The organism is Enterobacter cloacae complex sp. IR5412 (assembly GCF_049237385.1).
In the GTDB taxonomy this organism is placed as follows: domain Bacteria; phylum Pseudomonadota; class Gammaproteobacteria; order Enterobacterales; family Enterobacteriaceae; genus Enterobacter; species Enterobacter intestinihominis.
In genome coordinates this window covers 100,290-113,330 of the sequence record NZ_JBMKHQ010000016.1, presented here as the reverse complement: position 1 = coordinate 113,330, position 13,041 = coordinate 100,290, and the positions used below count along the sequence as shown (strand labels likewise).

The 13,041-nt window shown below is 52.3% G+C and carries 14 protein-coding genes and 1 rRNA gene; 8 read left to right on the top strand and 7 right to left on the bottom strand.

From position 1 onward, the window contains the following. A 5S ribosomal RNA gene (gene rrf, locus ACOTX2_RS21635) occupies positions 1-105 on the top strand; the annotation flags it as partial. Between the two features lie 99 nt (positions 106-204). On the opposite strand, the gene mobB is transcribed toward rrf, so the two are convergent. Next, on the bottom strand, positions 205-708 hold the full coding sequence (gene mobB / locus ACOTX2_RS21630) for a molybdopterin-guanine dinucleotide biosynthesis protein MobB (RefSeq protein WP_022649861.1): 504 nt from the start codon (positions 706-708) through the stop codon (positions 205-207). Beyond that, positions 705-1,289, bottom strand: coding sequence for a molybdenum cofactor guanylyltransferase MobA (gene mobA / locus ACOTX2_RS21625; RefSeq protein WP_063148338.1), 585 nt, complete (start codon positions 1,287-1,289; stop codon positions 705-707). Before mobA ends, mobB begins: the two co-directional genes overlap by 4 nt. A gap of 68 nt (positions 1,290-1,357) precedes the next feature. Here mobA and ACOTX2_RS21620 point away from each other — a divergent pair, with 68 nt between their 5' ends. From ACOTX2_RS21620 to dsbA, 3 genes are all read left to right on the top strand, one after another. Beyond that, positions 1,358-1,627 carry a YihD family protein gene (locus tag ACOTX2_RS21620; RefSeq protein WP_003861904.1) on the top strand — a complete coding sequence of 90 codons (270 nt, stop codon included), beginning with the start codon at positions 1,358-1,360 and terminating at the stop codon, positions 1,625-1,627. Positions 1,628-1,702: 75 nt separating this feature from the next. Then, on the top strand, positions 1,703-2,689 hold the full coding sequence (locus ACOTX2_RS21615; protein WP_022649859.1) for a serine/threonine protein kinase: 987 nt from the start codon (positions 1,703-1,705) through the stop codon (positions 2,687-2,689). A gap of 27 nt (positions 2,690-2,716) precedes the next feature. Further along, the gene (dsbA, locus tag ACOTX2_RS21610; RefSeq protein WP_022649858.1) at positions 2,717-3,340 is read left to right on the top strand and encodes a thiol:disulfide interchange protein DsbA; all 624 of its coding nucleotides are present in this window, start codon (positions 2,717-2,719) and stop codon (positions 3,338-3,340) included. 21 nt (positions 3,341-3,361) lie between these two features. Here dsbA and ACOTX2_RS21605 read toward each other — a convergent pair whose 3' ends face one another. Further along, positions 3,362-4,270, bottom strand: coding sequence for an acyltransferase (locus ACOTX2_RS21605; RefSeq protein ID WP_063148354.1), 909 nt, complete (start codon positions 4,268-4,270; stop codon positions 3,362-3,364). Between the two features lie 439 nt (positions 4,271-4,709). Between ACOTX2_RS21605 and polA the strand changes: the two genes are divergently transcribed. Continuing rightward, positions 4,710-7,502: a DNA polymerase I gene (polA, locus tag ACOTX2_RS21600; RefSeq protein ID WP_045308732.1), complete on the top strand. Its 2,793-nt coding sequence runs from the start codon at positions 4,710-4,712 to the stop codon at positions 7,500-7,502. Between the two features lie 311 nt (positions 7,503-7,813). Here polA and yihA read toward each other — a convergent pair whose 3' ends face one another. Continuing rightward, complete coding sequence (gene yihA / locus ACOTX2_RS21595) at positions 7,814-8,443, bottom strand: ribosome biogenesis GTP-binding protein YihA/YsxC (protein ID WP_003861913.1); 630 nt, start codon at positions 8,441-8,443, stop codon at positions 7,814-7,816. 191 nt (positions 8,444-8,634) lie between these two features. Between yihA and ACOTX2_RS21590 the strand changes: the two genes are divergently transcribed. From ACOTX2_RS21590 to hemN, 3 genes are all read left to right on the top strand, one after another. Continuing rightward, entirely contained in the window at positions 8,635-8,862 is a 228-nt protein-coding gene (locus ACOTX2_RS21590; protein WP_022649855.1) for a hypothetical protein, read from the top strand. 161 nt (positions 8,863-9,023) lie between these two features. Further along, positions 9,024-9,539, top strand: coding sequence for a Der GTPase-activating protein YihI (yihI, locus tag ACOTX2_RS21585; RefSeq protein WP_022649854.1), 516 nt, complete (start codon positions 9,024-9,026; stop codon positions 9,537-9,539). Positions 9,540-9,727: 188 nt separating this feature from the next. Then, positions 9,728-11,101 (top strand): oxygen-independent coproporphyrinogen III oxidase, encoded by a 1,374-nt coding sequence (gene hemN / locus ACOTX2_RS21580; protein ID WP_032626916.1) that lies wholly within the window; start codon positions 9,728-9,730, stop codon positions 11,099-11,101. 100 nt (positions 11,102-11,201) lie between these two features. On the opposite strand, the gene ACOTX2_RS21575 is transcribed toward hemN, so the two are convergent. The 3 genes from ACOTX2_RS21575 to ACOTX2_RS21565 form a co-directional block, all read right to left on the bottom strand. After that, entirely contained in the window at positions 11,202-11,312 is a 111-nt protein-coding gene (locus ACOTX2_RS21575) for a YshB family small membrane protein (RefSeq protein WP_017382667.1), read from the bottom strand. A 111-nt stretch (positions 11,313-11,423) separates the two neighbouring features. After that, positions 11,424-12,836 (bottom strand): nitrogen regulation protein NR(I), encoded by a 1,413-nt coding sequence (gene glnG / locus ACOTX2_RS21570; protein WP_038416956.1) that lies wholly within the window; start codon positions 12,834-12,836, stop codon positions 11,424-11,426. An 11-nt stretch (positions 12,837-12,847) separates the two neighbouring features. Continuing rightward, positions 12,848-13,041, bottom strand: a 194-nt coding sequence (locus tag ACOTX2_RS21565) for an ATP-binding protein (RefSeq protein ID WP_421625979.1), incomplete at its 5' end; no start/stop codon positions are given.

The window sequence follows — 13,041 nt, the reverse complement described above, 5'->3', positions numbered from 1 at the left end:
TAGCGCGGTGGTCCCACCTGACCCCATGCCGAACTCAGAAGTGAAACGCCGTAGCGCCGATGGTAGTGTGGGGTCTCCCCATGTGAGAGTAGGGAACTGCCAGGCATAAAACAAGTGAAGAGGCCATCCGCAAGGATGGCCTTTTTGCGTTTATACGTCGAAAAACGGTAGGCCGGGTAAGGCGAAGCCGTCACCCGGCAGATCTCAGACTGCACACCACGCCAAAATAAACTCTGCAATCCCCTCCACATTATTCAAATCCAGAACCGGTACTTCCAGCGTCAACGCAGCGTCACTGGCCACAGCAATCACATGTTCATCCAGCGTTAACTCACTTACATCATGCCCGGCACCGTTTCTGAACAGCAGGATCTTCGCAACAGCCTCGTGCTTAAACCCCTCAACCAGCACCAGATCCAGCGTGGAATGATCCATCCGGCTGACAAGATAAGCGAGATCCAGCGGTGCTTCATCCGGAGTTTCTGTCATTAACGCCCAGCGCTGGTTACTCGCCACCATCGTTTGTGCAGCGCCAGCCTTACGCAGCTCATAGCTATCTTTCCCCGGCTTATCGACATCCATGTTATGGTGCGTGTGCTTAATCAATCCGGGACGAATACCTTTAGCGCAAAGTGCAGGTATCAGCTTTTTTAGCAGCGTAGTCTTCCCGGTGCCGCTCCAGGCAGAGATCGCTAATACGGGTATCATTTCTTCTCCTGCATCATCTGCAAATCTTCCGTCGTGTTTACATTCACAAACGCCGATTTCATGTCAATGAAATCAACGGAATGCCCTCCTGACTGGCGCATAAATACCATGACGCGTCGCTCTCCTGCGGCCAGGTAATCTTCCAGCGCAGATATTAACGAGCGATTAATCAATGCGATCGTCGGATGGTCGCGTTCGCCGTCGTGTACCCAGACGACGGGAGCACCCTCGCACCGCTGCACCAGACGTTCAACCAGACAGGACGGGATGAAGGGCGTATCACATGAACAAAAGAGAAACCACTCTCCGTGCGACTGCTGCATAACGGAAAGCATTCCCGCCAGCGGGCCGGGGTAGTCCACAAGCTTATCCTGATAAACCGGATACCCACTGCGCTGATAAATATCAACATGTCGGTTAGCGCTGATCGCCATCGACGACACCTGATTTGCCAGGGTATCAGCAACATGCTGCCATAAGGGGGTGTTGTTCAGGAGCTGAAGACCTTTATCTTTTCCGCCCATTCGCGTTGCCCTGCCTCCGGCAAGAACGACCCCGATGATTTCCTGGCATTGATTCACGAATATCGCCTCTTTTATTGTGGGATTGACCCTGCTAACGTGTCTCTCTAAATGAAAGGAGCACTACCATGAAATGTAAACGTCTTAATGAAGTCATTGAGCTTCTCCAGCCGGCCTGGCAAAAAGAGCCAGAGCTGAATCTGATGCAATTTTTACAGAAACTGGCGAAAGAGTCAGGTTTTGATGGCGAACTGGCAGACCTTTCTGACGACATCCTGATCTACCACCTCAAAATGCGTGACTCGGCTAAAGATGCTGTTATTCCTGGTATTCAGAAAGATTATGAAGAGGATTTTAAAACCGCATTACTGCGCGCCCGAGGCGTAATTAAAGAGTAAAAGCTTGTAAGCGGAGCCACCGAAATCGCCACAAGATGATATCCTGAATCATTCGTATAATTTCCGGATGATCGGATGAACGACCAGGCTTTTACTTTCCAGACACTACACCCGGATACCATTATGGATGCGCTGTTCGAGCAGGGTATTCGGGTGGATTCCGGGTTAACCCCTTTAAACAGCTACGAAAACCGTGTCTACCAATTTCAGGACGAAGAGCGCCAGCGCTTTGTCGTAAAGTTTTACCGGCCACAGCGCTGGTCCGCAGAACAAATTCAGGAAGAGCATCAGTTTGCCCACGATCTGCTGGATGACGATGTTCCCGTTGCGGCACCGCTCAAATTTAATAACCAAACGCTGCTGACCCATCAGGGTTTTTACTACGCGGTATTTCCGAGCCTGGGCGGAAGACAGTTTGAGGCAGATAATATCGATCAGATGGAATGGGTTGCCCGTTATCTGGGGCGCATTCATCAGACGGGACGTAAAAAATCGTTTGTTGCCCGACCGACGATTGGTGTTCAGGAATATCTTATTGAGCCGCGAGAGGTATTCGAAACATCGGCGCTGATCCCAAAGGCGCTTAAGGATAATTTCCTCACGGCGACCGATAAGCTTATTGATGCTGTAAAAGCCTGCTGGCGGGATGATATTACCGCTCTACGCCTGCACGGTGACTGCCACGCCGGGAATATTCTCTGGCGCGACGGCCCGCTATTTGTCGATCTTGATGACGCTCGTATGGGACCTGCGGTGCAGGATCTGTGGATGCTGCTCAACGGTGATAAAGCCGAGCAGCGCATGCAGCTTGAGACCATAATTGAAGCTTATGAAGAATTTAGCCCCTTTAATTCAGACGAAATTGCCCTGATAGAGCCTTTACGTGCGATGCGATTTGTTTATTATCTCGCGTGGTTAATCAGGCGTTGGGAAGACCCGGCTTTTCCCCGAAATTTCCCCTGGCTTACCGGGGAGGATTACTGGCGCAACCAGATATCCACATTTACCGAGCAGGTTAAGGTTCTACAGGAACCCCCTCTGCAATTAACGCCGATGTATTAATTGGACACACCCAGGAGAGAGTTAATCATGAAAAAAATTTGGCTGGCGCTGGCTGGTATGATTCTGGCATTTAGCGCAACTGCTGCGCAGTTTACCGACGGCAAGCAGTACATTACGCTGGACAAGCCTGTAGCTGGCGAGCCTCAGGTGCTGGAGTTCTTCTCCTTCTACTGCCCGCACTGCTACGAGTTTGAGCAGGTACTTCATGTTTCTGACAACGTGAAGAAAAAGCTGCCGGAAGGCACCAAAATGACGAAATACCACGTTGAGTTCCTTGGCCCATTGGGTAAAGATCTGACTCAGGCATGGGCGGTTGCGATTGCGCTGGGTGTGGAAGATAAGATCACCGCGCCTATGTTTGAAGCCGTACAGAAAACCCAGACCGTACAAACTACGGCAGATATCCGTAAAGTGTTTGTTGATGCCGGTGTGAAAGGTGAAGACTACGACGCTGCCTGGAACAGTTTTGTGGTGAAATCTCTCGTGGCACAGCAGGAAAAAGCTGCCGCTGACTTCCAGTTGCAGGGCGTGCCAGCGATGTATGTTAACGGTAAATACCAGGTAAATATGCGTGGTATGGACACCACCAGTATGGATATCTTCGTACAACAGTACGCTGATACCGTGAAACACCTGGTTGAGATGAAGTAACAAACATAAAGAAAACGCCGGTCATTGACCGGCGTTTTTGTATGAAGATTTTAACTCCGCTATCTGTTCGTCTTTCTCTTTCCAGAGTGTATTGAGCCAAAGCTGGAAACGACGTTTGAAGTTTTTATCGTTAACGTAATCACCGTGCAGTTCCGTATCGATGGGCAACAGATCAACGCGGACTACGATACGCGTCAGCTTGCCGCTGAGCATATCGTAGAACGGCGTCCTGTCGTTTTCCGGATAGCAGAGCGTTACGTTCAACAATTTATCAAACTGCTCACCCAGCACGTTGAGGGCCATTGCGATACCCGCTGCCTTTGGCGGCAACAGGTGCTGATACGGAGAGCGAGTCTGCTGGCGCTTCTCTTCGGTAAAGCGCGAACCTTCGACGAAATTAACTATGGTGGTGGGATGCGCGCGAAACTTCTCGCAAGAACGGCGCGTAGTTTCCACGTCCTTACCGCGGCGTTCCGGATGACGAATCAGATAGCTGCGTGAATAGCGTTTCATAAACGGCATATCCAGCGCCCAGCAGGCCAGACCAATGAAAGGCACCCATGCCAGTTGCTGTTTCAGAAAGTATTTGTTCATCGAAATATGTTTGCGAAACAGCACGCACAATACAACGATGTCGGCCCAGCTGTGATGATTGCAGATCAGCAGATACCAGTTCTTTTTATTCAGCTTCTCAAGGCCCTGCACGTCCCACTTTAACCAGGGGTTCAGATACAACAGGATCGCCAGCCCTTCACACCAGCAGTACATCATAAAATTACAAAAAGCAGACACTGCACGCCATACCGGAGGGACGGGCAGCAGGAGCTTAATTATTCCGGCAACGATGATTGGCACAGAACAGGCGATGGTAACCAGAATAGTTAAAATGACGCTTAGCAATAAGGTTATCGCAGCGAGTATTTTCGACATAATGAATTTTTTCAGATAGTTAGCTGTAATTAAGCAGCCGGCTATCCGGTGCTGGGCGCCGATCTTATCAGATATTGGCCCAGACCAGGGCGCTTTCACACGAAGAGGCTGCGGCTTTTCCTGCCATGCAGCGAAATTTTCTATATAGACAGGGTGCTTACGTCTTATATCCACATAGACTAAATAACCATCAGTGGGATGGGATCTTAAGTGATCTGATTTCAAATGATTGATTTTATTTGATAAATAATTTTTCAGTATCAGTTTTATAGAACTGTTATTCACCTGTATTAAAAATATGCACAAACTTATCCACAGTTTGTTTTTGCGAGCGATCTTCACGATCGCAAAATGTTTTTCTGTATAAAGCGCTAAAACCTGATGTTTTCATCCTTCTGTGGCATCCTTTACCCATAAATTAATTAAAGGCACGGACATTATGGTTCAGATCCCAGAAAACCCACTTATACTCGTCGATGGCTCTTCTTACCTTTATCGGGCGTATCATGCGTTTCCTCCTCTGACCAACAGCGCAGGGGAACCTACCGGCGCAATGTACGGCGTGCTGAATATGCTACGCAGCCTGATTCTGCAATACCACCCAACCCATGCGGCCGTGGTGTTTGATGCGAAGGGGAAAACCTTCCGCGATGAATTATTTGAGCATTACAAATCTCACCGTCCTCCCATGCCTGACGATCTGCGTGCGCAGATTGAACCGCTGCACGCTATGGTCAAAGCGATGGGGCTGCCTTTGCTGGCTGTCTCGGGCGTTGAGGCTGACGACGTTATTGGCACCCTGGCGCGCGAAGCTGAAAAGGCTGGCCGTCCGGTGCTGATCAGTACCGGTGATAAAGACATGGCGCAGCTGGTAACACCTGGGATCACGCTGATTAATACCATGACCAACACCATTCTTGGCCCGGAAGAAGTGGTTGCCAAATATGGCGTGCCGCCAGAACTCATTATTGATTTCCTCGCCCTGATGGGGGATTCCTCGGATAACATCCCTGGCGTGCCGGGCGTGGGCGAAAAAACAGCTCAGGCGCTGCTGCAAGGGTTAGGTGGGTTGGATACGCTGTACGCTGAGTCCGACAAAATTGCCGGACTTACCTTCCGTGGTGCAAAAACCATGGCCGGAAAGCTCGCCGATAACAAAGAGGTGGCTTACCTCTCTTATCAGTTAGCCACCATCAAAACCGACGTCGAGCTGGAGCTTACCTGCGACCAGCTTGAAGTGCAGGAACCCGCCGCAGAAGAACTGCTTGGCCTGTTCAGAAAATACGAATTTAAACGCTGGACCACGGATGTCGAAGCCGGGAAATGGCTTCAGGCGAAAGGGGCAAAAGCTGCGGCGAAGCCGAAAGAAACTATCGTTGTCGATGCCGAAGAGCAGGCAGAAGAAGAAGCGGCAGCGCTCTCATTCGATAACTATGAAACCATCCTTGAAGAGTCGCAGCTCGTCGCCTGGATTGAAAAGCTGAAAAAAGCACCGGTATTTGCGTTCGATACCGAAACGGACAGTCTCGATAACATATCTGCCAATATGGTAGGTCTGTCATTCGCGACGGAGCCGGGTATGGCAGCCTATGTTCCGGTAGCGCATGACTATCTGGATGCGCCGGAGCAGATCTCGCGCGAGCGCGCCTTAGAACTGCTGAAGCCGATTCTGGAAGACGAGAAAGCGCTGAAGGTCGGGCAAAACCTGAAGTACGACCGCGGTATTCTGCAAAACTACGGCATTGAGCTACGTGGTATCGCTTTTGACACCATGCTGGAATCTTACATTCTGGACAGCGTGGCGGGCCGCCATGATATGGATTCCTTATCCGATCGTTGGCTGAAACACAAAACCATCACCTTTGAAGAAATTGCCGGTAAGGGCAAAAATCAGCTGACCTTTAACCAGATCGCGCTGGAAGAAGCAGGCCGCTACGCCGCGGAAGACGCTGACGTCACGCTACAGCTGCATCTCAAAATGTGGCCGAAATTGCAGAAGCACGAAGGGCCGCTGAATGTTTTCCAGAACATTGAGATGCCGCTGGTGCCTGTGCTGTCCCGCATTGAGCGTAACGGCGTCAAAATCGACCCAACGGTGCTACATAATCACTCTGGCGAGCTGGCGCAGCGCCTGACCGAGCTTGAACAGAAAGCGCATGAGCTTGCTGGAGAGGCATTTAACCTGTCGTCACCGAAACAGCTGCAAACCATCCTGTTTGAAAAGCAGGGTATCAAACCGCTGAAGAAAACGCCGGGCGGCGCGCCTTCAACCTCTGAAGAGGTGCTGGAAGAGCTGGCGCTGGATTATCCGCTGCCAAAAGTTATCCTGCAGTACCGCGGTCTGGCTAAGCTGAAATCGACCTATACCGACAAACTGCCGTTGATGATCAACCCGAAAACGGGTCGCGTGCACACCTCCTATCACCAGGCTGTGGCGGCGACCGGGCGACTTTCGTCAACCGATCCTAACCTGCAAAACATTCCGGTGCGTAATGAAGAGGGCCGCCGTATACGCCAGGCTTTCATTGCGCCAGAGGATTATCTGATTGTCTCCGCAGACTACTCGCAAATCGAACTGCGTATTATGGCGCACCTGTCGCGTGACAAAGGCCTGCTGACGGCATTTGCCGAAGGGAAGGATATCCACCGGGCGACAGCTGCCGAAGTGTTTGGCCTGCCGCTGGACAGCGTGACAAACGAACAGCGTCGTAGCGCAAAAGCGATTAACTTTGGCCTTATTTACGGCATGAGCGCATTTGGCCTTTCACGCCAGCTCAACATTCCGCGTAAAGAGTCGCAGAAGTATATGGATCTCTACTTTGAGCGCTATCCGGGCGTGCTGGAATATATGGAGCGTACCCGCGCGCAGGCGAAAGAGAAAGGCTACGTTGAAACGCTGGATGGCCGTCGTCTTTACCTTCCGGACATCAAATCCAGCAACGCCGCGCGCCGTGCTGGCGCTGAACGTGCTGCTATCAATGCCCCGATGCAGGGCACTGCGGCAGACATCATCAAACGCGCGATGATCGCCGTTGATGCCTGGCTGGAAAAAGAGAAACCGCGCGTGAAAATGATCATGCAGGTACACGATGAACTGGTCTTTGAAGTCCATAAAGACGACCTGGAAAAGGTCTCTCAGAAGATCCATGAACTGATGGAAAACAGCATGAAGCTGGACGTTCCGTTGCTGGTGGAAGTGGGTAGCGGCGAAAACTGGGATCAGGCTCACTAAGCGTTATCGGAATAACGCGCTTTTTATGTAAGTAAGCAACATAAGTACGCGCGTTTTGTGACGATCATTAGAATTCCCTATGTAAAGAATGAAAAAAAACTACAAAAAGTGCTTTTTCAAGAGACAAAAAAAGAGTAGAGTTAACGACGTAGGGTACAGAGGTAAGATGTTCTATCTTTCAGACCTTTTACTTCACGTAATCGGATTTGGCTGAATATTTTAGCCGCCCCAGTCAGTAATGACTGGGGCGTTTTTTATTGCGGGAAGGAAAGTTTCGGGCGAAAAAAACGCGGTCATCGCCGCGCCTGTTGTTACTCTGCTTCCGCTTCTGTCGCCGGTTCCAGATCGTTAAACCAGCTGTCTAGCTTCTGTCGCAGTTTGTCCACACCCTGCTTTTTCAGCGAGGAGAACGGTTCAACCTGTACATCACCGTTGAATGCCAGCACCGCTTCACGCACCTTGTTCACCTGCGCCTTGCGCGCGCCGCTCGCCAGCTTATCCGCTTTTGTCAGCAGCACCAGCACCGCAATATCGCTTGCCACCGCCCAGTCAATCATCTGCTGGTCGAGATCTTTTAGCGGGTGTCGAATATCCATCAGCACCACCAGACCTTTCAGACACATGCGTTTTTCCAGGTATTCACCCAGCGCACGCTGCCATTTGATCTTCATCTCTTCCGGTACCTGCGCGTAACCGTAGCCCGGTAAATCGACCAGGCGTTTGCCTTCAGCCACTTCAAACAGGTTAATCAGCTGAGTACGGCCAGGTGTTTTTGAGGTACGCGCCAGGTTTTTCTGATTGGTCAGCGTATTCAGGGCGCTGGATTTTCCCGCATTGGAGCGGCCAGCAAATGCCACTTCAATCCCTGTGTCTGAGGGCAGGTGGCGAATATCGGGCGCACTGGTGACAAAATGCGTCTGTTGGTAGTTCCAGGTAGTCACGTGGTCGTCTCCAAAAATCGTAATCTGCGGGGGATTATACCTGAATGCGGGCAAAAGGCTTTTCCCTTCGTCATTGACGTGTAAGTGAAAGCCCTACGGAATGTAAGAGATCTGCCCTTAAGCGTATGAGAAATTTAAGAGAAATCGCAGGCACTAAAAAACTCAAAATATTAAAATTCAAAGAGTTATTAATGAGTAATTATCTGAAAATCCGGTTTAGTACCTTTTCGTTGCTTGTTAGTTTAAGAGAACAAGGTAAAGTGTGCGTCAAGGCGAGGATGCCAGCAGGAAAACGACTTAAGGATAAGGGTCAGGAGCGCCAGGAGGCGAAGACTCAGGATTGTCAGGACGACCGGCGCCTGGAGGCGTTTTTAACAGGAAACGGAACCGTATCACGGACGGTAGTAGCCAAGGGATAAACAGGGTTTGTTGAAGGCAAACAGGGAATGTCTGACCCGTTAAGGGTTGTGAGTCAGGAAAAAAGGCGACAGATTGCTCTGTCGCCTTTTTTCTTTGCTTGCTTTCTGCTAGATTTCGCCGCAATTCTATACTGAAGAAAACGACTTAAAGATAAAACATCATGAAAAAACCGACCTCCGCTGCGGGCGCGAAACGCCCTGCAAAAGCACGCCGCAAAACGCGCGAAGAACTGAATCAGGAAGCGCGCGATCGCAAACGCGATAAAAAGCATCGTGGCCATACTGCGGGTAGCCGTGCTAACGGTGGCGGTGCCGCAGGCGCTTCTGCAAAAGGCAAACAGCAGAAAGATCCTCGTATCGGCAGTAAAACTCCCATTCCACTGGGCGTGACAGACACGCCGGTCACTAAGCAGCACAAACCAAAGAGCGAGAAACCTATGCTTTCACCGCAGGCTGAGCTGGATATGCTGGAGAACGATGAGCGCCTGGATGCGCTGCTGGAACGTCTTGAAGAGGGTGAAACCCTGACCGCTGAAGAGCAGTCCTGGGTAGATGCCAAACTGGATCGCATTGATGAACTGATGCAGAAGCTGGGTCTGTCCTACGATGATGAAGAAGACGAAGAGGAAGACGAAAAGCAGGAAGATATGATGCGTCTGCTGAAAGGTGGAAACTAACATTTGCACCCGGCAGGTACACTCGTCCTGCTTATAACCCTTCCGGTTATATGTTATCTGGTGTGGTTATTCGTTAAACTACGGCGGTTGTCGCGGCGACAGAAGTGGCTGCGCACCCGAATGATGGCCCGCAACGGGACCAGAACGGGCCGCCGTATACGAACGCGACACCAACGGAAGGAGTGAGCATGTCTGTACCATCTATCGACTGGGATTTGGCCCTGATCCAGAAATATAACTATTCCGGGCCGCGTTATACCTCATACCCCACCGCGCTGGAGTTTTCTGACGCTTTCGGCGAGGCGGATTTTCAGCATGCTGTGGCGCGCTATCCCGAGCGCCCGCTGTCGCTCTACGTCCATATTCCGTTCTGCCACAAGCTCTGCTACTTCTGCGGCTGCAATAAAATCGTTACCCGCCAGCAGCACAAAGCCGATCAATACCTCGATGCGCTTGAACAGGAAATTCTGCACCGCGCACCGCTGTTTAAAGGCCGTCACGTCAGCCAGCTTCACTGGGGCGGCGGTACGCCAACTTATCTGAACAAAGCGCAGATCAGCCGCCTGATGGCGCTTCTGCGCGGCAATTTCAGTTTTAACCACGACGCTGAAATTTCGATCGAGGTCGATCCGCGTGAAATCGAGCTGGATGTGCTGGATCATTTACGCGCCGAAGGCTTCAACCGCCTGAGTATGGGCGTACAGGACTTCAACAAAGAAGTACAGCGCCTGGTCAACCGCGAGCAGGATGAAGCGTTTATCTTTGCCTTACTCAACCATGCGCGTGAAATCGGCTTTACCTCAACGAATATAGACCTGATTTACGGCCTGCCGAAGCAGACGCCGGAGAGCTTCGCCTACACGCTTAAACGCGTGGCTGAGCTCAACCCGGACCGTCTGAGCGTCTTTAACTATGCGCACCTGCCGACGCTGTTCGCCGCGCAGCGCAAAATCAAAGATGCGGATCTGCCTTCCGCCCAGCAGAAGCTGGACATTTTGCAGGAGACCATCGCCTCGCTGACCGAAACCGGCTATCAGTTTATCGGGATGGATCACTTTGCCCGCCCTGACGACGAACTGGCGATTGCCCAGCGCGAAGGTGTTCTCCACCGTAACTTCCAGGGATACACCACCCAGGGAGATACCGATCTGCTCGGAATGGGTGTCTCCGCTATCAGCATGATTGGCGACTGCTACGCCCAGAACCAAAAAGAGCTGAAGCTGTATTACCAGCAAGTTGATGAAACGGGCAACGCGCTGTGGCGCGGCATTGCGTTAACGCGCGACGACTGCATCCGTCGTGATGTGATTAAGGCGCTTATCTGCAACTTCCGTCTCGAATTCCGCGAGGTGGAGTCGCAATGGGATCTGCAATTCAGCGATTACTTTGCCGAAGACCTGAAGCTTCTGGCGCCGCTGGCGAAGGACGGGCTGGTGGATGTGTCGGAGAGCGCGGTGGTAGTCACGCCGAAGGGGCGTCTGTTGATTCGTAATATCTGCATGTGCTTCGATGCCTATCTGCGCCAGAAAGCGCGTTTACAGCAGTTCTCGCGCGTGATTTAAGTTGCAATGCCGGGAGGCGCTTCGCTTACCCGGCCTACAACTCGCAACTATGTAGGCCGGGTAAGGCGAAGCCGCCACCCGGCTTTTCATCGACAGCTCGTTAGCTAAACAGCCCAACCAGTGCCGCACACAATACCGCCGCAACGGCAGTTTGTGGCGTATGGCTTTCTGCTGCACCGCTCGAAAGCAAGGTCACTAATGATTCCAGCATGATGCACCCCCCCAGTTTCCGGGCACGATCATACAAAACTCATCGGAACAGTAAAGCGCAAAATAACGGCACTTTGCGCTCAATTAGTAACCTTTACACAGCGGAGTAAGATCACTCCATTCCCAGCTCTTTCAGCTTGCGCGTCAGGGTGTTTCGACCCCATCCCAACAGGCGAGCCGCTTCCTGTTTGTGGCCCTGGGTATGACGAAGCGCGGTGGTCAACAGCGTGCGCTCCATTTCAGGCTGTGCTTCAGAGAGCAAGTTTTGATGACCGGAACGCAGCGCGCGATCTGCCCACTGCGCCAGCAGCGTTGCCCAGCTGTCCGGCAACGTATGTCCTGAGGTGCTCTCGGGCACGGTGGCTTCAAACAGTTCTGCCGGTAAATCCTGAATCAGCACTTCCTGGCCGGCGGCCATCACCGTCAGCCAGCGACAGGTGTTTTCCAGCTGACGCACGTTGCCCGGCCACGCCAGACGGGTGAGGGCGGCATCCGTTTCCGGATGAAGCTGCTTGGCTTCCACGCCCAGCTCGCGGGCCGCCACCTGCAGGAAATGGCGCGCCAGACGCGGGATATCTTCCCGACGCTCGCGCAGCGGCGGCAGGTGGACGCGGATCACGTTCAGACGATGGAATAAATCCTCACGGAATTTCCCCTCTTGTACGCGCAGCTCCAGGTTCTGGTGCGTCGCGGCGATAATGCGTACGTCCACCTTCACCGGCGCATACCCGCCCACGCGGTAAAACTGTCCATCTGCCAGCACGCGCAACAGTCGGGTCTGTACATCCAGCGGCATATCGCCGATTTCATCCAGGAAAAGCGTGCCGCCGTCAGCCTGTTCAAAGCGTCCCTGACGAATGGTATTGGCTCCGGTAAACGCCCCTTTTTCGTGGCCGAACAGCTCAGATTCAATTAAATCCTTAGGGATCGCTGCCATGTTCAGGGCGATAAAGGGGGCTTTCGCCCGCGGGCTGTGGCGATGCAGGGCGTGTGCGACCAATTCTTTACCGGTCCCTGATTCACCGTTAATCAAGACGCTGATAGACGAACGCGACAGACGCCCGATGATGCGAAACACGTCCTGCATGGCCGGCGCTTCACCGATGATGTCCGTCGTCGGTCCAAAGTCGGGGGCATTGCGGGGCTGCTGTTGCTCCTGATAGTGGCTGATAGCGCGCTCAACCAGCGCAACGGCTTCGTCGATATCAAACGGTTTTGGCAGGTAATCAAACGCGCCCTGCTGGTACGCGCTGACGGCAGCATCCAGGTCGGAGTGGGCGGTCATTATGATGACCGGAAGCATAGGGTGGCGCTGTTTGATCTGCTTTAAGAGCGCCAGTCCGTCCATTCCCGGCATGCGAATATCCGAGAGCAGAACGTCCGGCGTTTTGGTGGTGAGTGCGTCGAGCACCTCGCTGCCACTCTCAAACGTCGTGCAGCTCAATCCCGCTCCTGTGAGCGCGCGTTCAAGCACCCAACGGATGGAGCTATCGTCATCGACTACCCAGACTATCCCTCGTTGCATAAACGTCACCTTTATTTTTTAATCGGCAGGAAAACCGAAAACTCGGTATGTCCCGGCCAACTGGTAAATTCAATTTTGCCGGAGTGTTGGTCAATCAAATTTCGGGCTATGGATAACCCCAGCCCGGTGCCGCCTTCGCGACCGCTGACCATCGGGTAGAACAGGGTGTCCTGGAGATGCGGCGGGATCCCCGGTCCGTTATCTT

Bases quoted from the DNA above. Each gene is read 5' to 3' on its own strand.
- ACOTX2_RS21615 (WP_022649859.1), top strand. From the start codon at position 1,703: ATGAACGACCAGGCTTTTACTTTCCAGACACTACACCCGGATACCATT.
- glnG (WP_038416956.1), bottom strand. From the start codon at position 12,836: ATGCAACGAGGGATAGTCTGGGTAGTCGATGACGATAGCTCCATCCGT.
- ACOTX2_RS21590 (WP_022649855.1), top strand. From the start codon at position 8,635: ATGAGTAATTATCTGAAAATCCGGTTTAGTACCTTTTCGTTGCTTGTT.
- yihI (WP_022649854.1), top strand. From the start codon at position 9,024: ATGAAAAAACCGACCTCCGCTGCGGGCGCGAAACGCCCTGCAAAAGCA.
- ACOTX2_RS21575 (WP_017382667.1), bottom strand. From the start codon at position 11,312: ATGCTGGAATCATTAGTGACCTTGCTTTCGAGCGGTGCAGCAGAAAGC.
- ACOTX2_RS21605 (WP_063148354.1), bottom strand. From the start codon at position 4,270: ATGTCGAAAATACTCGCTGCGATAACCTTATTGCTAAGCGTCATTTTA.
- hemN (WP_032626916.1), top strand. From the start codon at position 9,728: ATGTCTGTACCATCTATCGACTGGGATTTGGCCCTGATCCAGAAATAT.
- dsbA (WP_022649858.1), top strand. From the start codon at position 2,717: ATGAAAAAAATTTGGCTGGCGCTGGCTGGTATGATTCTGGCATTTAGC.
- polA (WP_045308732.1), top strand. From the start codon at position 4,710: ATGGTTCAGATCCCAGAAAACCCACTTATACTCGTCGATGGCTCTTCT.
- mobB (WP_022649861.1), bottom strand. From the start codon at position 708: ATGATACCCGTATTAGCGATCTCTGCCTGGAGCGGCACCGGGAAGACT.
- ACOTX2_RS21620 (WP_003861904.1), top strand. From the start codon at position 1,358: ATGAAATGTAAACGTCTTAATGAAGTCATTGAGCTTCTCCAGCCGGCC.